Origin of the sequence: Bradyrhizobium ottawaense, assembly GCF_900099825.1 — a bacterium.
GTDB classification, from domain to species: domain Bacteria; phylum Pseudomonadota; class Alphaproteobacteria; order Rhizobiales; family Xanthobacteraceae; genus Bradyrhizobium; species Bradyrhizobium ottawaense_A.
This window is the reverse complement of the sequence record NZ_LT629693.1, coordinates 5,365,683-5,387,138: the sequence shown is the minus strand read 5'-3', so window position 1 is coordinate 5,387,138 and position 21,456 is coordinate 5,365,683. Positions and strand designations below refer to the sequence as shown.

The window sequence follows — 21,456 nt, the reverse complement described above, 5'->3', positions numbered from 1 at the left end:
TGCCGTCACAAAATTGTGCACGAATGCGGCAACTCTCGGAGATCAACCTCCCCGGGGGATCGATCCGGCGCCTATCGCGTTATCACGCCGGATAGAGCCCTTCCAAACGGCGGCTTGCCCAACCAGACTTGCCCAACCAATTGTTGACTTTCCACCCTCGCAGCCGAAAGCTGCCGGGAACCCGGAAATCGACCGATCGAACAGAACAGGCATCATGAATCCCGTCAAAGCACTCGAAAATCATGGTCAGGCCGTCTGGCTGGACTTCCTCGCGCGCGGCTTCGTCGCCAAGGGCGACCTCAAGGCGCTGATCGACAGCGATGGCGTCAAGGGCGTGACCTCGAACCCCGCCATCTTCGAAAAGGCGATCGGCAGTTCAGACGAGTATGACGGCCCGATCGGCCAGGCGTTGAAGAAAGGCGACCGTTCGGTCGCCGACCTGTTCGAAGCCGTCGCGATCGAGGACATCCAGCACGCCGCCGACGTGCTGCGCCCGGTCTACGAACACTTGAAGGGCGATGACGGTTTCGTCAGCCTCGAAGTCTCGCCCTATCTGGCGATGGACACCAAGGGAACCATCGCCGAGGCCGAGCGGCTCTGGAAGGACGTCAAGCGCAAGAACCTGATGGTCAAGGTGCCGGCGACGCCGGAAGGCCTGCCCGCGATCAAGCACCTGATCGGCGAAGGCATCAGCATCAACATCACGCTCTTGTTCTCGCAAGCGGTCTATCGCGAGGTGGCGGAGGCCTATATCGCCGGCCTCGAAAAATACGTCGCCAAGGGCGGCGATCCCTCCCATGTCGCCAGCGTCGCTTCCTTCTTCGTCAGCCGCATCGACTCGTCCGTCGACAAGCAGCTCGACGAGAAGATCGCCAAAGCCAACGACCCCAGCGAGAAGGAACGGCTCTCCGCGCTGAAAGGCAAGGTCGCGATCGCGAACGCGAAGATGGCCTATCAGGATTACAAGCGCCTGTTCGCGGGTCCTCGCTGGGAGAAGCTCGCGGCCAAAGGAGCAAAACCGCAGCGACTGCTGTGGGCTTCCACCGGCACCAAAAACAAGGATTACAGCGACGTCCTTTATGTCGCGGAATTGATCGGCCCCAACACCGTCAACACCGTGCCGCCGGCGACGCTGGATGCGTTCCGCGACCACGGCAAAACGCGCAATAGCCTCGAGGAAAATATCGACGATGCCCGCCGCGTGCTGGAAGACCTCGACAAATCCGGCATCTCACTCGACGCCATCACGACCGAGCTGGTCAAGGACGGCGTCAAGCAGTTCGCCGACGCCGCCGACAAGCTCTACGGCGCCGTCGCGCACAAGCGCGCGGCCTCGCTCGGCGGCGGCATCGATGGCGCCCACTTCGCGCTCGGCGACGGCATCAAGAAGGCGGTCGAGAAGAGCACCGAGGACTGGCGCGCGCACGCCAAGATCCGCCGGCTCTGGCACAAGGACAAATCGGTCTGGAGCAATGACGACGAGAACAAGTGGCTCGGCTGGCTGAACAGCCCGGCCACGGCCGACGTCGCCGACTACGAGGACTTTTCCCGGCGCGTGAAGGGACAGAATTTCAGCGACGCCGTGGTGCTCGGGATGGGCGGATCGAGTCTCGGTCCCGAAGTGCTGGCGCAGACATTCCCGAGGAAGTCCGGCTTTCCGAAACTGCACGTGCTCGACTCCACCGATCCCGCGCAGGTGCGGGCGATGGAAACCTCGGTCGATCTCGCTCACACCCTGTTTATCGTCTCCAGCAAGTCCGGCGGCACCACCGAGCCAAACGTGATGAAGGACTATTTCTTCGATCGCGTTGCCAAGACCATCGGCAAGGACAAGGCCGGGCATCGATTTATCGCGGTCACGGATCCCGGCTCGTCGCTGGAGAAGGTCGCGACCAAGCAGGGTTTTGCGCGCATCTTCCACGGCGATCCCAGCATCGGCGGTCGCTATTCGGTGTTGTCGCCGTTCGGACTGGTGCCGGCCGCGGCCGCCGGCATCGACGTCAAGAGCCTGATCAAGCACACCCTCGCGATGGTGCGTTCCTGCGGCGCCGACGTGCCACCGCAGGAAAATCCCGGCGTACAGCTCGGACTGGCGCTCGGCCTCGCCGGCCTCGAAGGCCGCGACAAGGTGACGATTTCCTCGTCGAAGAAGATCGCCGATTTCGGCGCCTGGGCCGAACAGTTGATCGCCGAATCCACCGGCAAGGACGGCAAGGGCCTGATCCCGATCGACGGCGAACCGCTGGGCACGCCCGAGACCTACGGCAACGACCGCTTCTTCATCGACATCCGCGTCGAAGGCGATGACGACGCTTCTCATGACGGCCGGCTCGCCGCGCTGGAGGCGGCCGGACATCCCGTGGTCCGCATCGTCTTGAAGTCGATCGACCATATCGGCCAGGAGTTCTTCCGCTTCGAAATGGCAACCGCGGTCGCCGGCGCCGTCCTCGGCATCAACCCGTTCAACCAGCCCGACGTCGAAGCCGCCAAGATCAAGACCCGCGAACTGACCTCTGCGTTCGAGAAGACCGGCAAGCTGCCCGCCGAGACGCCGGTGATAAGCACGGCCGAGGCCGATCTCTATACCGATGACGCCAACGTCGACGCGCTGCGCAAGGCCGGCGCCAATGGCAGCCTCGGCTCCTGGATCAAGGCGCATCTCTCGCGCTCGGGCAGCGGCGACTATGTCGCGTTACTGGCCTATATCGCGCGCGATCCCGGCTCGATCGGGAGCTTGCAGAAGATGCGGCTTGCCGTGCGCGACGAGCGCCATGTCGCGACCTGCGCCGAGTTCGGCCCGCGCTTCCTGCATTCCACCGGCCAGGCCTACAAGGGCGGTCCCGACAGCGGCGTGTTCCTGCAGATCACGGCCGACGACGCCAAGGATTTGAAGGTGCCGGGCCAGAAGGCGAGCTTTGGCATCATCAAGGCGGCCCAGGCCCGCGGCGATTTCGACGTGCTCACGGAGCGCGGCCGGCGTGCATTGCGCGTCCATCTCAAAGGCGAGATCGGGCCGGCGCTCGCCGCACTCGATGCCGCGATCTCGGAAGCCCTCAATTAGGAAAGCAAGCGAATGCAACTCGGCATGATCGGCCTCGGCCGGATGGGCGGCAACATCGTCCGCCGGCTGATGAAGAACGGCCACACCGCGGTGGTCTACGACAAGGACGCCAAGGCGGTCGCAGGCCTCGCCGCCGAGGGCGCCAGCGGGGCATCCTCGCTGGAAGATTTCGTCGCCAAGCTGGAAAAGCCGCGCACCGCCTGGGTGATGCTGCCGGCCGGCAAGATCACCGAAGCGACGATCGAAGCACTGGCAAAACTGTTGCAGCCCGGCGACGTCATCATCGACGGCGGCAACACGTTCTGGCAGGACGACGTCCGTCGCGGCAGGACGCTGAAGGAAAAGGGCCTCTCTTACCTCGACGTCGGCACCAGCGGCGGCGTCTGGGGCATCGAGCGCGGCTATTGCATGATGATCGGCGGCGACAAGCCCGTCGTCGACCGGCTCGACCCGATCTTCAAGACGCTGGCCCCGGGGATCGGCGACATTCCGCTCACCCCCGGCCGCGAGAAGCGCGACCCGCGCATCGAACAGGGATACATCCACGCCGGCCCGGTCGGCGCCGGGCATTTCGTCAAGATGATCCACAACGGCATCGAATACGGCCTGATGCAGGCCTATGCCGAAGGTTTTGATATTCTGAAGAATGCCAACATCGAGGCGCTGCCCCCCGAACACCGGTTCGACCTCGATATTGCCGACATCGCCGAAGTGTGGCGGCGCGGCAGCGTGATCCCGTCGTGGTTGCTCGACCTGACGTCGTCGGCGCTGGCGGAAAACCAGACGCTGGATAATTACTCCGGCTTTGTCGAGGATTCCGGCGAAGGACGATGGACCGTCAATGCCGCGATCGACGAAGCGGTGCCGGCGGAAGTGCTGACGGCCGCGCTCTATGCGCGTTTCCGCTCGCGCAAGGACCATACCTTTGCGGAGAAGATCCTCTCGGCGATGCGCGCGGGCTTCGGCGGCCACAGGGAGCCGCCGAAGAAGCCAGGCTCGAAGGCGTGATTCATGGCGGTCGGTAAGGCAGCACAAACCAGGCCCGATCCCTGCTCGTTCGTGATCTTCGGCGTCACCGGAGACCTCGCGCACCGGCTGGTAATCCCCGCCCTTTATAACCTCGCGGCCAACCACCTGCTGCCGGAGAAATTCTGCTTGGTCGGCATTGCCCGCAAGGCCATGTCGAGCGACGAATTGCGCGACGGCCTGATGAAGGGACTGCACCAGTACGCCACCCGCGCGGTGGACGACGCCATCGCCCAGCGCCTGCTGGGATGCCTGACCTGCATCGAGGCCGATCCGAACGACCCGGCCTCGTTCGATGCGATGAGCAAGCGGCTCGACGAGCTGGAAGCCGCGCAGCAGACCGGCGGCAACCGGCTGTTTTATCTGGCGACGCCACCGAACGCGTTCCTGCCGATCAGCCGCGAGCTCGGCCGCACCGGCATGCTGAAGGAAAACGGCTCCTGGCGGCGGCTGGTGATCGAGAAGCCGTTCGGCACCGACCTGGCCTCGGCGAGGGAGCTCAACAGCGAACTGCTGAAGATCGTCGACGAGCACCAGATCTACCGGATCGATCATTATCTCGGCAAGGAAACGGTCCAGAACATCCTGGTGCTGCGCTTCGCCAATGGCATGTTCGAGCCGATCTGGAATCGCAACCATATCGACCATATCCAGATCACGGTCGACGAGAAGATCGGCGTCGGTCACCGCGGAAGCTTCTACGACGTGACCGGAGCGCTGCGCGACATGGTGCCGAACCATCTGTTCCAGTTGCTGTCGCTGGTCGCGATGGAGCCGCCCGCGAAGTTCGATGCCCATGCGGTGCGTTCGGAGAAGGCCGAGGTGCTGGCGGCGATCCAGACCCAGACCGAGGAAGAGGCGCTGCGCAACTCGGTGCGCGGGCAATATCGCGCCGGCAGGGTCGGCGATACCGAAATTGACGATTATCGCAAGACCCCCGACGTCAAGCCCGGCAGCAACACGGAAACCTATGCCGCGCTCAAACTGACCATCGACAACTGGCGCTGGGCCGGCGTGCCATTCTATCTCCGCACCGGCAAGGCGCTCGGCGTCAAGCGAACCGAAATCGCGATCAAGTTCAAGCAGGCGCCGTTTGCGATGTTTCGCGATACGCCGGTGGACCGGCTGTCGCAAAACTACTTGATCATTTCGACCGAGCCGACCGAAGGCATCGCACTGCAGTTCAACACCAAGGTGCCGGGGCCAAACATCAATATCGACGGCGTCGAGATGAAGTTCCGCTACAAGGATTACTTCAAGACGGAGCCGTCGACCGGCTACGAGACGCTGATCTATGACTGCATGATCGGCGACAACATCCTGTTTCAGCGCGCTGACAGCGTGGAAGCCGGCTGGCAGGCGGTGCAACCGTTCCTCGACGCCTGGAAGAAGGCCGCCGCCAGGGGACTGAAGGTCTACGAACCCGGCAGCGAAGGCCCTGAGGAGGCCAACGAACTGATGGAACGTGACGGCCGAAGCTGGCGGAAGCTCGGTTAGCCAATGGCCGGGAACGACTACCGACATGTGATTACGGTTGCCGATCCGGCGGCGTTGGCAATCGCTGCCGCCGAGCGCGTGCTGGCCCGGATCGCCGCCAACGGCGATCGCGTGGCGATATGCCTGACCGGCGGATCGAGCCCGAAGCAACTCTATCAATTGCTCGCGACCGACTTCTATCGAAGCCGCATTCCGTGGCAGCGCGTTCACTGGTTCATCGGCGATGAACGGTTCGTGCCGGCGGGAGATCCGCTCAACAACATGAGTATGGCGCGCGCGGCGTTTCTGGACCAGTGTGCGCCGGCTTCCAACATCCATCCGATCCCGACCGCGACCGCCGACCCGGCAGATCCCGACCGTAGCGCTGCGCTTTACGAAGGCGAACTGAAGTCCTTCTATGGCGCGGAGATGCTGGATCACGGGCGCCCGTTGTTCGACCTGGTGCTGATGGGCGTCGGCCCCGACGGCCACACCGCATCGCTGTTTCCCGGATATCCCGCGCTTGAGGAGACCACGCGCTGGGTCGTCGGCGTGCCGCGCGCCAATGTCGAGCCGTTCGTTCCCCGTGTTACCCTCACCTTGCCCACGCTCGCCTCTTGCCGCGAAATGCTGTTCGAGGTCGCGGGCGCCGGCAAGCGCGCGATCTTGACGCGCGTGCTCGCAGGCGAGAACCTGCCGGCCGGCCGCGCAGGCTCCGCCGGCGAGACGGTCTGGCTGGTCGATCAGGCGGCGCTTCCGGAGGATTTTCGTGGGCAGTGAGACCCCCAGCGCGCTGGTGGTGATGGGCGTCTCCGGCTCGGGCAAGAGCACGATTGCCGAACAGCTCGCCGCACGCATCGGCTGGAATTACGTCGACGGCGACCTGTTTCACCCGCCAGCCAATGTGGCCAAGATGAGTGCGGGCCACCCGCTCACCGACGAAGACCGCTGGCCATGGCTGCGCGCGATCGCCGCCGAGATCGACCGCCTCTCGGCGGCCAGCCAGCGCGCCGTCGTCGCCTGCTCGGCGCTGAAGCGCGCCTATCGCGACATTCTCGTGCACGGCCGCGACGACGTCCGCATCGTCTTCCTCGACGGCACCCAGGACCTGATCGCGAAACGGCTCGCCGCGCGCAAGGGTCATTTCATGCCGCCGGGGCTGCTCGACAGCCAGTTCCAAACGCTCGAGCCGCCGCAGGCGAGCGAGCGGCCAATCACGGTGTCGATCGATGCATCGGTCGAGGCGATCGTCGATGCCATTGTCCGCCAACTGGAACTGGTTGCCCCATGACCCGCATTTCGCTCGTTGTTTCCGATGTCGACGGCACCCTGCTGCCGAAGAGCAAGGTCCTCAGCGACGGCGCCAAGCGCGCGGTTGCCAAGCTGCACGAGGCCGGCATCGGTTTCACCATCGTCTCCAGCCGGCCGACCATCGGCATGACCTTTCTGATCGAACCATTGGCGATCACACTCCCGTTCGGCGCCTTCAACGGCAGTTCCATCGTCGATGCCGGACTGAAGCCGATCGAACAGCATTTGATCCCACCCACGACGGCGCAGCGCAGTATCGACATCCTCACCGAATTCGGCGTCGATATCTGGCTGTTCACCAACGACCAATGGCTGACGCGCAATCCGGACGGCGAATACGTTTCGCATGAGAAACTTGCGATCAAGCACGACCCGGTCATTGTGACGGATTTTTCATCCTATCTGACCGGCGCCTGTAAGATCGTCGGCGCCAGCTCCGACGCACCACTACTGCAACGCTGCGAAACCGCAATGCAGCAGGCCGTTGGCAATCAGGCCACCGCGGTGCGCTCGCAGACCTATTACCTCGATGTCACGCCTCCGGGTCACGACAAGGGCACCTTCGTCGAGGCGATGGCCAAGCGGCTCGGCATCTCGACCGCTGCGGTCGCCACCATCGGCGACATGCAAAACGACCTGCCGATGTTCGCGAGAAGCGGCGTCTCGTTCGCGATGGGCAACGCCACCGACGACGTCAAGAAGCATGCAACGCATGTCACCGACAGCAACGAGCACGACGGCTTTGCCGCGGCGATGGAAACCGTACTGAAGCTCACATAACGCTCGCCGGCGGCTCCCGATTCCCGGACGCTGGCATTATCAAGCGTCTGCGAAGGAAAAATCGAGGAAACGACAAAGTCTTCCTTCAACGAAAGCTGCCCCTATCGGTCGGCCGACCTCCACACTTCCATCTGGTGTGAATCGGCAAGCGCGAGCCGGCACCCACCGCCGCATCCTCCCCTGACAGCAGGCTTTCCCAGCCCGGGCCTGTCGCGGCGAAGACGGTGCCGGCTCGCGCAACCCACCGGCATCGCTGCGCTCCTCGGAGCGACGGAACCACCTCTCCACGTCATTGCGAGCGAAGCGAAGCAATCCATCTCGCCGCACAAAGAAAGAATGGATTGATTCGTCGCTGCGCTCCTCGCAATGACGGATAACTATCGTTCCGAGGCGATGCCAAGCATCGACCTTGGAATCACGCAGCGCCCGTCGAGCAAAATCTGCCGCTACTTCGACCGCTGCATCGCGGGCTTATCGGTCGACGGCTTCGCCGCACTGAGATTGTGCGCGGTGTTGATCAGCGCGATATGCGTCAGCGCCTGCGGAAAATTTCCGGTCTGGCGACCGGCCACCGAATCGAACTCTTCGGCCAGCAGCCCGAGATCGTTGGCGACCGCGACAACCCGGTCAAACAGCACCTGCGCTTTCGCGTATTCGCCCGCCAGCACAAAGGCGTCCGCGAGCCAGAGCGTACAGGCGAGGAATGCGCCTTCGATCGGCTGCGTCTCGTCCGAAACCTCGCGCGGATCGTGCCGTAGCACAAAGCCGTCCCGCATCATGTACCGCTCGATCGCATCGAGCGTGCCGCGTACCCGCGGATCCGTGGGTGGCAGGAAACCGACCGATGGCAGCATCAGGATGCTGGCGTCGAGCAATTTCGAGCCATAGGACTCGACGAAGCAATTGAGCTCGCGGTCAAAGCCCTTGTCGCAGACGTCGCGGTGAATGGCGTCGCGCAAGCCTCGCCACGTCTCCAGCGGCGCCTTGAAGCCGAACTGTTCCGCGCTCTTGATGCCGCGATCGAACGCGACCCAGGTCATCACCTTGGAGGAGACATAATGCCGGCCGTCGCCACGGCGCTCCCAGATGCCGTGATCGGGCTGGTCCCAGACCTCGGCGAGGTGTTCGAGCACCGAGCATTCCAGCGCCCAGCTCTCTTCGTCGAGTTGGAGCTTGGCCATCCGCGACTGGTGAAACGCGTCGATCAGCTCGCCATAGACGTCGAGCTGCAGTTGCGCATGGGCGGCATTGCCGACCCGCACCGGCAACGCGCCTTCATAGCCGGGCAGCCAGTCCGCTTCCCATTCCAAGAGGCGCCGCTGGCCCCTGATGCCGTACATGATTTGCATATTTTCCGGCGAACCCGCCGCCGCGCGCAGCAGCCAGTTGTGCCACGCAGACGCCTCCTCCGTGTAGCCGGAGTTCATCAGCGCTAGCAGCGTGAAGGTCGCGTCGCGCAGCCAGCAGAAGCGGTAGTCCCAGTTTCTGGCGCCGCCGAGCTTTTCCGGCAGCGACGTCGTCGGCGCCGCGACGATGCCGCCGGTCGGAGCATAAGTCAGCGCCTTCAGCGTGATCAGCGAGCGCATCACCAGATCGCGATGCTCGCCCTCGTAAGTGCACTGGCTGCACCATTCGGCCCAGAAGGTTTCGGTGTCCCGCAACGCCTGCGCGGGATCGATCGGAGCCGGCACCGGCAAATGCGAGGGCCCGTAGGTAAGCACGAAGGGCACGATATCGCCCTCGCCCACTTCGAATTCGGCAACCGTCGTGAGATCCTCGCCGCGGGTCGTGACGGGAGTCCGCAGCACGGCCATGTCCTGCCCACAGATTGCTAGCAACCCCGAGCCGTCCTTGTTCTTCCTGACCCAGGGGATATCGCTGCCGAATCCGAAGCGGATCACCAGCTGCATCCGCATTTTCACCCGGCCGCGCGCGCCGCGCACCAGCCGCACCACATCGGAGGCATTGCCGCGTGGCGGCATGAAATCCACCAGTTCGACCGCGCCGTCTGATGTCTCGAACCGCGTTTCCAGGATCAGGGTGTCGCCCCAATAGCGGCGCGACGTGCGCGTGATGCCGCCCACCGGCGCGATCAGCCAGCGGCCATGCTTGTGAGTACCAAGCAGCGCGGCGAAACAGGCGTCGGAATCAAACGCCGGCCAGCACAGCCAGTCGATCGATCCGTCGCGGCCGACCAGCGCCGACGTCTCGCAGTCGCCAATCAGCCCATAATCTTCGATACGGCAGGACAATATGCATCACCGTCTGTATCAATTCGCGGCGCGAGACCGCTCACTGGTCGCTGCCCTAAGCGCATCGACGTCGATGGCGGACCCAATCTGCTCCAGCGATACCGAAATTCGCTGCCGCCAGTTTGGATGTTCGTGAATGGTGCCCGGAATATTCGGCTGGTCGATGATCCCAAGCAGATCCTCCAGCGAGATCGCCAGCAACCTCGATTTCGTCCGTGCCAGAAACCGCGCCACCGAATAGAGATCGTGGCCATCAATCTCATGGTGCCGCAGCACGTCGTCGAGCATCGCCAGCGCGTGCCAACGCGCTTCGTCGCTCTCGCCGGGATCGATCCCGAGCGCGCGCTTGACCTTGAGATCGTGAAAGCCGCGCCAGCCGGCATAGGTCGAGAGATCGTGGGTGTTGAAGGTGATCAGCGCATTGGTCCAGTAGTGATCGATGCCGCGGAACGATCCATTATCCTCGCGCTCGAACATCATCACCAGATATGACCAGATGCCCCAGTCGGCCATCTGCGCGCGAAAGCCTTCCGGCACGGTGCCGAGATCCTCGCCGATCACGACGCAGCGATTGGCGACGCTTTCCTGCGCGGTGACGGCCAACAGCGCCTCGAACGGCATCTGCACGTAGACGCCGTCGGCGGCGCCAAAACCGTGCGGCACCAGATAGAGCCGCTTCAGACCCAGCACATGGTCGAGCCGGATCGCGCCGGCGTGCCGCATCGAGGCGCGCAGCATCTCGGCAAAGGGCGCGAAGGATTGCCGCTCCAGTCCGGAAGCATTGAAGCCGGCTAGGCCCCAGCTCTGGCCGGCGGTGTTGAGCGGATCCGGCGGCGCGCCGACGCCGAGATGGCGGGAGATCGCGACCTGCTCGTTCCAGGCATCGAAGCCGTCGGACTGCACACCGACGGCGACGTCGAGATAGAGCCCGACCCTCATGCCGAGCGTCTTGGCCAGATCGCTCGCCGCACCGAGCTGCCGGTCGGCGGTCCATTGCACGAATTCGACGAACTCGATTTCGGCCCCGCGCGCGCCTGTGCGCAAGTCGGCGCAGGCGGCATCGTCGGGTTGCCGCCATTCCGGTGGCCATTCCCACCACGGACCTTCGAACTCGTGCCGCAGCGCCTCGAAGCAGGCGAAGCGCGACAACAGCGGGCCGCGCTCGTCGCGAAACTGGTCGAAGTCCTGTTGCTGGGCCGGCGTCGCATGGGCCTTGAACGCCGCGAAGCCTGCGCGCAAGGCCTGCCATTTCAATCCGGCCACGGCGACATAGTCGACCACGTCGAACGCCCGCACCCGCGTCAACGCTGTCTTGGTCTCGGGGTCGAGCCGGAATTCCGGCAGCTTTTCGACGTCGATATAGAGCGCGTTGAGAAACAGCCGGCTGTTCGGCGAATACGGGCTGCAATCGCCCGGACGATCGTCGAACAAGGCATGCAGCGGATTGAGGCCGACGCCGTCGGCACCGAGACGGTGGGCGAGCTCGATCAGGCCCTGAAGGTCGGTGAAGTCGCCGATCCCCCAATTGCGCCGGGAGCGGACGCCGTAGAGCTGGACCGCGAGCAACCAGCAGCGGTCGAAGTCGCCACCAAAGGCGCGCGCCGGCGCCACGATCAACGGGACGTCTTCCGTCGTGGAAGCCGCGTCGGTGACCTCCAGTCGGTAAACGCCAAGCGACAGCCCCTCGGGCAGCACGATGACCCGGCCCGGGGCCACGTTCTTGGCGATAACCTTCTGGCCGGCCGTGATTTTCCAGTTGGTCGGCAGTTTGGCGCCCGGCAAAAGCGTGGCGCGCGCCGGCTGGCCGGCCCGGACCACGACCGGCTGGCCGATCAGGCCCCCCGGGGCCTGCGGCGGCAGCGATTCCAGGACTATTTTCAGGGCCGCCTCGTCCGTCACACGGCGGTGACCCTGGCCGTCCAGGAATTCGGTCTGAATTCCCCGGGCTTTAGCTATTTCAAAAAGGTCCATTCGGCACGCGGTTTGCAACGCAAACATCAAGGTGATGTCGCGAAATTGTCCAAATAAGGGAAGGAGATAGGTGGTGTCTAACGCGCTGGCCCAACAGCGGTTCCAAGGGAACCAAAGCGCGTCCAGCGGCTTTCTACTTAGGTCCGGAACGTCTCCCTTTCGACGGCGGAAGCGGGGACGTCATCTCCATGGCCATGGCATCACCGTGAATAAAAAAGTCCAAACCGCCGAAAATTCGAACACCGGCGTTCCCCTTCGTATTGACGGCCCCTATCCGCTGCATGACAGCGGCCGCTTTGCCACGAACATGGGTGAAGTGAAAGCAAGGGAAGTGCCAGCCACCGGCCCTGCGACCGATGAGCTTTGGTACAAGGATGCCATCATCTATCAGCTCCACGTCAAGGCCTTTGCCGACAGCAACAATGACGGCATCGGCGACTTTGCCGGACTAACCGAGAAGCTGGGCTACCTGCAGGAGCTCGGCGTCACCACGCTGTGGCTGCTGCCGTTCTATCCCTCGCCCGGCCGCGACGACGGCTATGACATCGCCGACTACGGCGACATCAATCCCGATTTCGGGACGATGAAGGATTTCAAGCGCTTCATCCAGGAAGCCAAGAAGCGCGGCCTGCGCGTCATCACCGAGCTCGTCATCAACCACACCTCGGACCAGCACGACTGGTTCAAGCGCGCCCGCCGCAGCGACAAGAATTCCAGCGCGCGCAACTGGTACGTCTGGAGCGACACCGACCAGAAATACCAGGGTACGCGGATCATCTTCACCGATACCGAGAAGTCGAACTGGACCTGGGATCCCGAGGCCGGCCAGTTCTACTGGCATCGCTTCTTCTCGCACCAGCCGGACCTGAATTTCGACAACCCGCGCGTGGTCTCCGCGCTGGTGCAGGTGATGAAGCGCTGGCTCGACACCGGCGTCGACGGTTTTCGTCTCGACGCGATCCCCTATCTCTGCGAGCGCGACGGCACCAACAACGAGAACCTGCCCGAGACCCATACCATCATCAAGAAGCTGCGCGCCGAGCTCGACGCCTATTCCAAGGACAAGGTGCTGCTGGCGGAGGCCAATCAATGGCCCGAGGACGTGCAGGAATATTTCGGCCGCGGCGACGAATGCCACATGGCCTATCACTTCCCGCTGATGCCGCGGATCTACATGGCGCTCGCGCAGGAAGACCGCTTCCCGATCACCGACATCCTGCGCCAGACGCCCGACATTCCGAACAACTGTCAATGGGCGCTGTTCCTGCGCAATCACGACGAGCTGACGCTGGAAATGGTCACCGACGTCGAGCGCGATTACCTGTGGTCGACCTACGCCAACGACCCCCGCGCCCGCATCAATGTCGGCATCCGCCGGCGGCTGGCGCCGCTGATGGACAATGACCGGCGCAAGATCGAATTGATGAACTCGCTGCTGCTGTCGTTCCCGGGCACGCCGATCATCTATTACGGCGACGAAATCGGCATGGGCGACAATATCTATCTCGGCGACCGCAACGGCGTGCGGACGCCGATGCAATGGTCGCCCGACCGCAACGGCGGATTTTCCCGCGCCGACCCGGCGCGGCTGTACGCGCCGACCATCATGGACCCGGTCTACGGCTATGAGTCCGTCAATGTCGAGGCGCAGTCGCGCAGCCTCTCGTCGTTGCTGAGCGCCACCAAACGGCTGATCGCGGTCCGCAAGTCGACGCTGGCGTTCGGGCGCGGCACCATGACCTTCATCCGCCCGGAAAACCGCGCGGTGCTGTGCTACGTGCGCCAGTACCGGGACGAGGTCATTCTCTGCGTCGCCAACCTGTCACGGTCGGCGCAGGCGACCGAACTCGACCTCTCCGCCTTCGAGGGCCGCATTCCGCTCGAAATGCTCGGCCGCACGCGCTTTCCGCCGATCGGCGAACTGCCCTACATGATTACGCTGGCGCCCTACGGCTTCTACTGGTTCGAACTGCAGGAGCGCGACAAGTCGGAGCCGGTGACGCCGCGCGAGGTCGGAGAGTTCGAGACGCTGGTGGTACCGCTCGGTGCCACCTGGGTGTCGCTGGCGCGCGAGCGCAGCGTGTTCGAGCGCGACGTCCTGCCGGGGCATCTGGCGCGAACCCGCTGGTATCCGGAGCGATCGGCCAAGGCAATCCAGCCGACGCTGATCTCGGCCGTTCCGTTCTGCGACATCGGCGATAACCGGCCCTGGCTCGCCTTCTTCGAGACCACGCAGCGCGGCGCCATCACGCGCTATACGATGCCGCTGCAGATCGAGTGGGTCCGCTTCGACCGCGAGCGCTACAATGCCCACGCGCTGGCGGCGGTGCGCCAGGGCGCGCGCGAAGGTACCCTGCTCGATGTCGCCACCAACCCGATCTTCATCGGGCTTTTGCTGCGGAATCTGCAGCAATCGCTGACCATCGAGGAAGGCGAACAGGGACTGCGGCTCGAATTCCGCCCGACCAGCCGGTTCACCAGCAAACCGATCCGGCAGCCTGAACATATCCGCGCGATCGAGGCCGAGCGGCCCGACTCGACGTCATTGGTCGATGACCAATATGTCGTCAGGATCTACCGCAAGCTCGAGGCCGGCCCCAATCCGGAAATCGAGATCGGGCGTTTTCTGACCGACGTCGCCGGCTTCGCCAATACGCCGGCGCTGCTCGGCAGCGTCGAACTGGTCGACGGCAACAGCAAAAGCGCCGTCGGCGCCGTCCATGCCTTCGTTTCCAACCAGGGCGACGCCTGGAACGTGACCGCATCCCATCTCGATCGCTTCGTCGACGAGCACCGCATGTTGAGCGAACAATCCGGCGAAGGCGGCGATCAGAGCCCCTATCTCGGTTATCTTGCGCAGGCCGGACGGCGCGTGGCCGAGCTGCATGTTGCGCTCGCCAGCAACTCCGAACTTCCTGAATTCACGCCGGAGCCGATCCGGATCGAAGATATCAAGCGCTGGACCGGCGATATTCTGATCCGTGCCGAGCGCATCTTCGATGCATTAAGCAAACGCCGCGACCGGCTGAAGGAGACCGACCGTCCGCTGGTCGACCAGCTGCTGGCGTTGCAGCCGACCCTGCCGGAACGGTTGAAGGTCTTGCTGCCGCGCGGGATCGACGGGCTCAACATCCGTCAGCACGGCGACTTCCATCTCGGCCAGATGCTGATCGTCAAGGACGACATCTTCATCACCGATTTCGAAGGCGAGCCGCGGCGCCCGATCAACGAGCGCCGTCGCAAGGCGCCCGCCGCGCGCGACGTCGCCAGCCTGATCCGTTCGATCGATTATGCGGCGACATCGGCGCTTGAGCGCGCGCGCAAGATGGCCCAGGACGACCAAGGCAGGCTCGGCGCCGCGCTTGATGTGTGGCGCGACCGGGCTACGGGCGAATTCCTGTCGGCCTACCGCGAAACCATCGCGCATCAGCGGCTCTGGCCGTCCGACCCTGCCGCGGCCGAGGGCCTGTTAACCTTCTTCCTGCTTGAGAAGGCTTTCTACGAGATCGAATATGAGCTGTCATACCGGCCCGACTGGCTACGCGTGCCGCTGACCGGTATGATCCGAATGTTGTCGCAACCGTCCCCCGAGGCCTCATGACCAAGTTACCCGCCGAGGCCTATGCGATCCTGGAAGGCAGACATTCCGATCCCTTCCACTACCTCGGCCTCCACAACGAAGGGGATCAGAAGGTCGTGCGCGCGTTCCTGCCGGAGGCCTCCAATGTCGAGGCGATCGGCGAGCACGGCGAAACCGCGCCGCTGAAGCGGATCCATGAATCCGGGCTGTTCGCAGGTTCGTTGCCGAACGGTTCGACGCGCTACCAGTTGCGCGCCCGCTTCGGGGAAAACGTCGTGGAGCTCGACGACCCCTACCGCTTTCCGCCGGTGCTGAGCGACTTCGACCTGCATCTGCTCGGCGAAGGCACCCATATGCGTATCTACGACAAGCTCGGCGCCCATCCGATGACGCTTGAAGGCGTCGACGGCATCGCCTTCGTGGTGCTGGCGCCGAACGCCAAAGGCGTCAGCGTGGTCGGCGATTTCAACTACTGGAACAGGCGGCGGCACCCGATGCGGGTGCGCGGCATCGGCTACTGGGAGCTGTTCATCCCGCACGCCAAGGCCGGCGACCACTACAAGTTCGACATCATCGAACCCAACGGGCAGCACCTGCCGCTGAAGTCCGACCCCTTCGCATTTGCCGCGGAAGTTCGCCCGAAGACCGCTTCGATCGTGTTCGACGAAATGAAACTGCCGCGCCCGCGCCCGGCGCCTTCGGACATCAATGCGCTTGGCGCGCCGGTCTCGATCTACGAGGTCCATCTCGGCTCGTGGCGGCGCCAGGGCAGCAACGAGTGGCTGACCTATCGCGAACTGGCCGAGCGCTTGCCGGCCTACGTTAAGGATCTCGGCTTTACCCATGTCGAGTTCATGCCCGTCAGCGAGCACCCGTTCGACGGCTCCTGGGGTTATCAGCCGACCGGCATGTTCGCGCCGACCAGCCGCTTCGGCAGCCCCGAGGATTTCGCCGCACTGATCGATGCCTTTCACCGCGAGGGAATCGCGGTGTGGCTCGACTGGGTGCCCGGGCACTTCCCCGACGATCCGCACGGCCTCGGCCATTTCGACGGCACGGCGTTGTACGAACACGCCAACCCGCTGCAGGGCCGGCATCTCGACTGGGGCACGCTGATCTACAATTACGGCCGCACCGAAGTGGTCAATTTCCTGGTCTCGAACGCGCTGTTCTGGCTCGACCGTTATGCCATCGACGGCCTGCGCGTCGATGCCGTCGCCTCGATGCTCTACCTCGATTATTCGAGGCCGGCGGGCGAATGGATTCCCAACCGGCATGGCGGCCGGGAAAATCTCGAGGCGATCGGCTTCCTGCGCCGCTTCAACACCGAACTGTTCGGACATTTTCCGGAAGCCACCACGGCGGCCGAAGAGTCCACCGCATGGCCGCAGGTGTCGCGGCCGGTCGAACATGGCGGGCTCGGCTTCGGCTACAAGTGGAACATGGGCTGGATGCACGACACGCTGAAATATATCGGCAAGGATCCGATCCACCGCAAATTCCATCACGGCGATATCCTGTTCGGCCTGCACTACGCGTTTTCGGAAAACTTCATCCTGCCGCTTTCCCACGATGAGGTCGTGCACGGCAAACGCTCGATCCTCGGCCGCATGCCCGGCGACGACTGGCAGCGCTTTGCCAACCTGCGCGCCTATTACAGCTTCATGTTCGGCCACCCCGGCAAGAAGCTGATGTTCATGGGCTGCGAGTTCGGCCAGGAGCGCGAATGGGATCACGACCACTCGCTGGACTGGCATCTGCTCGAACAGCCGAAACATGCCGGCATCCAGAACCTGGTTCGCGATCTCAACCATCTCTACCGGTCGGTGCCGGCGCTGCACGAGATGGATTGCAGTCAGGCGGGATTCGAATGGGTCATCACCCATGATTCCGGCGGCAACGTCTTTGCCTGGATCCGCAAGGGTCTGGACGCACACGCCCGCTGTCTCGTCGTCGTCAATTTTTCACCGAACGTCTATTACGACTACCGCGTCCGCGTGCCGTTCGCCGGCAGATGGAAGGAAGTCTTCAATTCGGACTCCGCGCATTATGGCGGCAGCAATGTCGGCAATATCGGCGGGGTCCACACGCGGGAGGGCGCCATACCTGAACTCAATTTGACAGTCCCGCCACTGGCTGCGATTTTTCTCGTACCGGAAGACTGACGTATGCGTTTGACCGCGGGAAGCTCCGCGCGCCTTGGCGCAAGCTGGGACGGCAGGGGCACCAACTTTGCGTTGTTTTCGGCCAACGCCGAAAAGGTCGAGCTGTGTTTGTTCGACAGCCAGGGCCGCCGTGAGCTTGAGCGCATCGAATTGCCGGAGCGCAGCGAGGACGTCTGGCACGGCTATCTCAACGACGTTTCGCCGGGCCAGCTTTACGGTTATCGCGTCTACGGCCCCTACGCGCCCGAGCACGGCCACCGCTTCAACCCCAACAAGCTGCTGCTCGATCCCTATGCCAAACGGCTGGCCGGCCGGCTGGTGTGGAGCGATGCGCATTTCGGCTACCGCGCCGGCAGCGCGCGCGAGGATCTCTCTTTCGACCGCCGCGATAACGCCCGCGGCATGCCGAAGGCCGTGGTGGTCGACGAAACCTTCAACTGGGGCCGCCGCGAGATGCGCCCCAACATTCCCTGGGAAGACACCATCATCTACGAGGCCCACGTCAAGGGCCTCACCCAGAAACGCGACGACGTGCCGCCGAACCTGCGCGGCACCTATGGCGGACTGTCGTCGCCGGCGATGATCGACCATCTGAAGCGGCTCGGCGTCACCACCGTCGAACTGCTGCCGGTTCACGGACTGATCGACGACCGCGTGCTGGTCGAAAAGAAGCTCGTGAACTACTGGGGTTACAACACCCTGGCGTTCTTCGCGCCGGAAGCGCGCTACGCGCAGGACAATGCGCTCGACGCCTTCCGCACCACCGTGGCGCGGCTGCACGATGCCGGCATCGAGGTGATGCTCGACGTCGTCTATAACCACACCGCCGAAGGCAACCACATGGGCCCGACGCTGTCGTTTCGCGGCATCGACAACGCGTCCTACTACTGGCTGAAGCCGGACAATCCGCGCTTCTATGACGACTTCACCGGCTGCGGCAGTTCGGTCAACCTGAACCATCCGCGCGTGCTGCAGATGGTGATGGATTCGCTGCGCTACTGGGTCGAGGTCTGCCATGTCGACGGCTTTCGTTTCGACCTCGCCACCACGCTGGCGCGCGGGCCGAACGGCTACGACCGCGGCGCTGCGTTCCTGACCGCCGTACGGCAGGATCCGGTGCTGGCGACGGTGAAGATGGTCGCCGAACCCTGGGATCTCGGCATGGGTGGCTACCAGGTCGGCGCGTTTCCATCGCAATGGTCGGAATGGAACGACCGCTATCGCAGCGCCATGCGGCGCTACTGGAGCGGCGAAGGCAGCCTGATCGGCGAAGTGTCGCGCCGCATGACCGCGTCATCCGACCTGTTTCACCACGACAACCGCTCTCCCCGCGCCGGCATCAATCACGTCACCGTCCATGACGGTTTCACGCTGGCGGACCTGTTCAGCTACAACGAGAAGCACAACGAGGCCAACGGCGAAGACAACCGCGACGGCTCCAGCGACAACCACAGCAACAATTGCGGCCATGAGGGCCCGACCGACGACGCCGCGATCACGGCGCTGCGCCGCCAGCTCCGCAAGAACCAGCTCGCCTGCCTCTTCCTCGCACAGGGGACGCCGCTGATGCTGGCCGGCGACGAGGTCGGCAATACGCAGAACGGCAACAACAACGCCTATTGCCAGGACAACGAGACCGGCTGGATCGGCTGGAACAATCTCGGCAAGGAAGGCGACGACCTTATCGATTTCGTTGGCCAAATGACCGAACTGCGCCGCCGCTTCGGCCAGATCCGCAGCCAGCGCTGGCTCGACGGACGGCGCACCGATGGCTCCTACGGCGTGCTGTGGCTGACGCCGGCCGCCGTGGAGATGAAGCAATCCGACTGGACGTTTCCGGACGGCCGCTTCCTCGCTTATGTGCTCGGTCCGATGGAACAGGGACAGGCGCCGATCTTTATCGTGCTGAACGCAGCGCCCGAAGAGATCGCATTCAAGCTTCCGACGATGCCCGAATACAAGAACTGGCAGCAAGTGCTGAACACCACCGAAATCGAACAGAAGACGGCCGACTTCGCCGCCGGAGTCGAGACCAAGGCGCCGCCGCGCTCGGTGCTCGCCTTTGCGGGCGCGGCATGAAGTCGCGGCAATTCGGCCCGCAACTGACCGGAGACGGCGCGCGCTTTCGACTTTGGGCGCCGGCGGCAAAGCGGGTCGATGTGATGCTGGAGCAGCCGCATGCGATGACGCGCGGCGACGGTGGCTGGTTTACTGCCGAACTCGCAGGCGTGAAAGCTGGCACACGCTACAAATTCCGCATCGACGACGAGATCGATGTTCCCGACCCCGGATCCGATTTTCAGCCCGACGACGTCTTTGGTCCGAGCGAAGTGATCGATCACGCCAGCTTTGCCTGGCGCGCCAGGGACTGGCGCGGGCGGCCGTGGCAGGACGCTGTCATCGTCGAGGCCCATGTCGGCGCCTTCACACGAGAAGGCAGTTACCGGGCCATGATCGACCATCTCGATCATCTCGTCGACACCGGCATCACCGCGCTGGAGCTGTTGCCGCTGGCGGATTTCGCAGGCCGCCGCAACTGGGGCTATGACGGCGTGCTGTGGTACGCGCCCGACAACGCCTATGGCCGCCCGGAAGACCTCAAGACGCTGATCGACGAGGCGCATCTGCGCGGGCTGATGGTGATGCTCGACGTGGTCTATAATCACTTCGGGCCCGAGGGGAATTATCTCGGCCGCTATGCGCCAACCTTTTTCACCGAGGCGCAGACGCCGTGGGGTAGCGCGATCGACTACCGCGTACCCCAGGTGCGCGCGTTTGCGATCGAGAACGCGCTGCATTGGCTGCGCGATTATCGTTTCGACGGGCTGCGGCTCGATGCCGTCAACAGCATCGTCGAGCCGGGCGGACTGTCGCTGCTGCACGACCTCAGCGCCGCCGCGGGCGAACTCGCCGCGGAGACCGGCCGCCATATCCATCTGGTGCTGGAAAACGGCGACAACCGCGCCAGTATCCTCGACGCCGCGCAGGATCCGCCGCAGGGAAAATACCGCGCGCAATGGAACGACGACTATCACCACGCCTGGCGCGTGCTGATGACGGCTGAGAAACAGGGATACTACGGCGACTATCAGCGGGCGCCGCGCGACGACATCGCCCGCTCGCTGTCGTCAGGCTTCATCTACCAGGGCGAAATGTCGGCGTTTCGCGGTGGCGCGCGCGGCGAGCCGAGCGGCGCACTGTCTCCGATGGCGTTCATCAACTTCCTGCAAAACCATGACCAGATCGGCAATCGCCCGCTCGGCGATCGCCTGGAATCGGTCGCCCGCACCGAGGCGATCGAAGCGGCGCTGGCGGTGATGCTGCTGGCACCGGCGATCCCGATGCTGTTCATGGGCGAGGAATGGGGCTCGAAGACACCGTTCCCGTTCTTCTGCGATTTCCAGGGCGGATTGGCGGACGCCGTCCGCCAGGGCCGCCGCAGCGAATACGAATGGGCCTACGCCGAATACGGTGACGAGGTGCCGGACGCGCTCGATCTGTCGACCTTTCAGTCCGCCGTACTCGATTGGGACGAGCGCCGGCAGGCGGCGCCGCGGAAGCGGCTGCGGCTGGTGCGCGACCTGCTCGCGATCCGCCGCAAGGAGATCATCCCCCGGCTGGCGGGCGCCGCCTTTGGCGAGGCCAGTGCGACCGGGGACGGCCTGCTGACGGCGGACTGGCGGATGGGCGACGGGGTGAGGCTGGCGCTGCTGGCCAACCTGTCGGACCGCAATGTCTCCCGTGCTCCGGCTAACTCAAAGGGAACCCTGATCTGGGGCAGCGAGTTGAACGAGTGCGTCCCCCCATGGTCGGTGGTCTGGCGCCTCGGATAGG

At 64.0% G+C, this 21,456-nt stretch carries 12 protein-coding genes; 10 read left to right on the top strand and 2 right to left on the bottom strand.

Going from position 1 to position 21,456, the window contains the following annotated elements:
• The first annotated feature begins 214 nt into the window (after nt 1-214).
• The 6 genes from BLR13_RS25065 to BLR13_RS25040 are packed head-to-tail and all read left to right on the top strand — an operon-like array spanning nt 215 to nt 7,654.
• Nucleotides 215-3,061 carry a bifunctional transaldolase/phosoglucose isomerase gene (locus BLR13_RS25065; RefSeq protein WP_074818331.1) on the top strand — a complete coding sequence of 949 codons (2,847 nt, stop codon included), beginning with the start codon at nt 215-217 and terminating at the stop codon, nt 3,059-3,061.
• Between the two features lie 12 nt (nt 3,062-3,073).
• Nucleotides 3,074-4,069 carry a phosphogluconate dehydrogenase (NAD(+)-dependent, decarboxylating) gene (gene gnd, locus BLR13_RS25060; RefSeq protein ID WP_074818333.1) on the top strand — a complete coding sequence of 332 codons (996 nt, stop codon included), beginning with the start codon at nt 3,074-3,076 and terminating at the stop codon, nt 4,067-4,069.
• A 3-nt stretch (nt 4,070-4,072) separates the two neighbouring features.
• Nucleotides 4,073-5,584 (top strand): glucose-6-phosphate dehydrogenase, encoded by a 1,512-nt coding sequence (gene zwf, locus BLR13_RS25055; RefSeq protein ID WP_074818336.1) that lies wholly within the window; start codon nt 4,073-4,075, stop codon nt 5,582-5,584.
• Between the two features lie 3 nt (nt 5,585-5,587).
• Nucleotides 5,588-6,343 (top strand): 6-phosphogluconolactonase, encoded by a 756-nt coding sequence (gene pgl, locus BLR13_RS25050; protein ID WP_074818340.1) that lies wholly within the window; start codon nt 5,588-5,590, stop codon nt 6,341-6,343.
• A 22-nt stretch (nt 6,344-6,365) separates the two neighbouring features.
• Nucleotides 6,366-6,854 carry a gluconokinase gene (locus BLR13_RS25045; protein ID WP_074831128.1) on the top strand — a complete coding sequence of 163 codons (489 nt, stop codon included), beginning with the start codon at nt 6,366-6,368 and terminating at the stop codon, nt 6,852-6,854.
• Nucleotides 6,851-7,654 (top strand): HAD family hydrolase, encoded by an 804-nt coding sequence (locus tag BLR13_RS25040; protein WP_074818343.1) that lies wholly within the window; start codon nt 6,851-6,853, stop codon nt 7,652-7,654. Before BLR13_RS25045 ends, BLR13_RS25040 begins: the two co-directional genes overlap by 4 nt.
• A 446-nt stretch (nt 7,655-8,100) precedes the next feature.
• On the opposite strand, the gene BLR13_RS25035 is transcribed toward BLR13_RS25040, so the two are convergent.
• Together BLR13_RS25035 and malQ are read right to left on the bottom strand one after the other, a co-directional pair.
• Nucleotides 8,101-9,906: a glycoside hydrolase family 15 protein gene (locus BLR13_RS25035; protein ID WP_074818347.1), complete on the bottom strand. Its 1,806-nt coding sequence runs from the start codon at nt 9,904-9,906 to the stop codon at nt 8,101-8,103.
• An 18-nt stretch (nt 9,907-9,924) separates the two neighbouring features.
• Nucleotides 9,925-11,877, bottom strand: coding sequence for a 4-alpha-glucanotransferase (gene malQ, locus BLR13_RS25030; protein ID WP_074818351.1), 1,953 nt, complete (start codon nt 11,875-11,877; stop codon nt 9,925-9,927).
• A gap of 307 nt (nt 11,878-12,184) precedes the next feature.
• Between malQ and treS the strand changes: the two genes are divergently transcribed.
• Genes treS through treZ form a run of 4 tightly spaced genes read left to right on the top strand, consistent with a single transcriptional unit; the run spans nt 12,185 to nt 21,455 of the window.
• Nucleotides 12,185-15,478 carry a maltose alpha-D-glucosyltransferase gene (gene treS, locus BLR13_RS25025; protein WP_074831130.1) on the top strand — a complete coding sequence of 1,098 codons (3,294 nt, stop codon included), beginning with the start codon at nt 12,185-12,187 and terminating at the stop codon, nt 15,476-15,478.
• On the top strand, nt 15,475-17,622 hold the full coding sequence (glgB, locus tag BLR13_RS25020) for a 1,4-alpha-glucan branching protein GlgB (RefSeq protein ID WP_074818354.1): 2,148 nt from the start codon (nt 15,475-15,477) through the stop codon (nt 17,620-17,622). The genes treS and glgB overlap by 4 nt, the downstream gene beginning before the upstream one ends.
• A gap of 3 nt (nt 17,623-17,625) precedes the next feature.
• The gene (gene glgX / locus BLR13_RS25015) at nt 17,626-19,701 is read left to right on the top strand and encodes a glycogen debranching protein GlgX (RefSeq protein WP_074818359.1); all 2,076 of its coding nucleotides are present in this window, start codon (nt 17,626-17,628) and stop codon (nt 19,699-19,701) included.
• Nucleotides 19,698-21,455 (top strand): malto-oligosyltrehalose trehalohydrolase, encoded by a 1,758-nt coding sequence (treZ, locus tag BLR13_RS25010; protein WP_074818362.1) that lies wholly within the window; start codon nt 19,698-19,700, stop codon nt 21,453-21,455. The genes glgX and treZ overlap by 4 nt, the downstream gene beginning before the upstream one ends.
• Nucleotide 21,456: the final 1 nt, after the last annotated feature.

Excerpts from the sequence above, each read along its gene's own strand:
- malQ (WP_074818351.1), bottom strand. The coding sequence starts at position 11,877 with ATGGACCTTTTTGAAATAGCTAAAGCCCGGGGAATTCAGACCGAATTC.
- BLR13_RS25065 (WP_074818331.1), top strand. The coding sequence starts at position 215 with ATGAATCCCGTCAAAGCACTCGAAAATCATGGTCAGGCCGTCTGGCTG.
- BLR13_RS25040 (WP_074818343.1), top strand. The coding sequence starts at position 6,851 with ATGACCCGCATTTCGCTCGTTGTTTCCGATGTCGACGGCACCCTGCTG.
- treZ (WP_074818362.1), top strand. The coding sequence starts at position 19,698 with ATGAAGTCGCGGCAATTCGGCCCGCAACTGACCGGAGACGGCGCGCGC.
- pgl (WP_074818340.1), top strand. The coding sequence starts at position 5,588 with ATGGCCGGGAACGACTACCGACATGTGATTACGGTTGCCGATCCGGCG.
- BLR13_RS25045 (WP_074831128.1), top strand. The coding sequence starts at position 6,366 with ATGGGCGTCTCCGGCTCGGGCAAGAGCACGATTGCCGAACAGCTCGCC.
- glgX (WP_074818359.1), top strand. The coding sequence starts at position 17,626 with ATGCGTTTGACCGCGGGAAGCTCCGCGCGCCTTGGCGCAAGCTGGGAC.
- gnd (WP_074818333.1), top strand. The coding sequence starts at position 3,074 with ATGCAACTCGGCATGATCGGCCTCGGCCGGATGGGCGGCAACATCGTC.
- treS (WP_074831130.1), top strand. The coding sequence starts at position 12,185 with ATGGGTGAAGTGAAAGCAAGGGAAGTGCCAGCCACCGGCCCTGCGACC.
- zwf (WP_074818336.1), top strand. The coding sequence starts at position 4,073 with ATGGCGGTCGGTAAGGCAGCACAAACCAGGCCCGATCCCTGCTCGTTC.
- glgB (WP_074818354.1), top strand. The coding sequence starts at position 15,475 with ATGACCAAGTTACCCGCCGAGGCCTATGCGATCCTGGAAGGCAGACAT.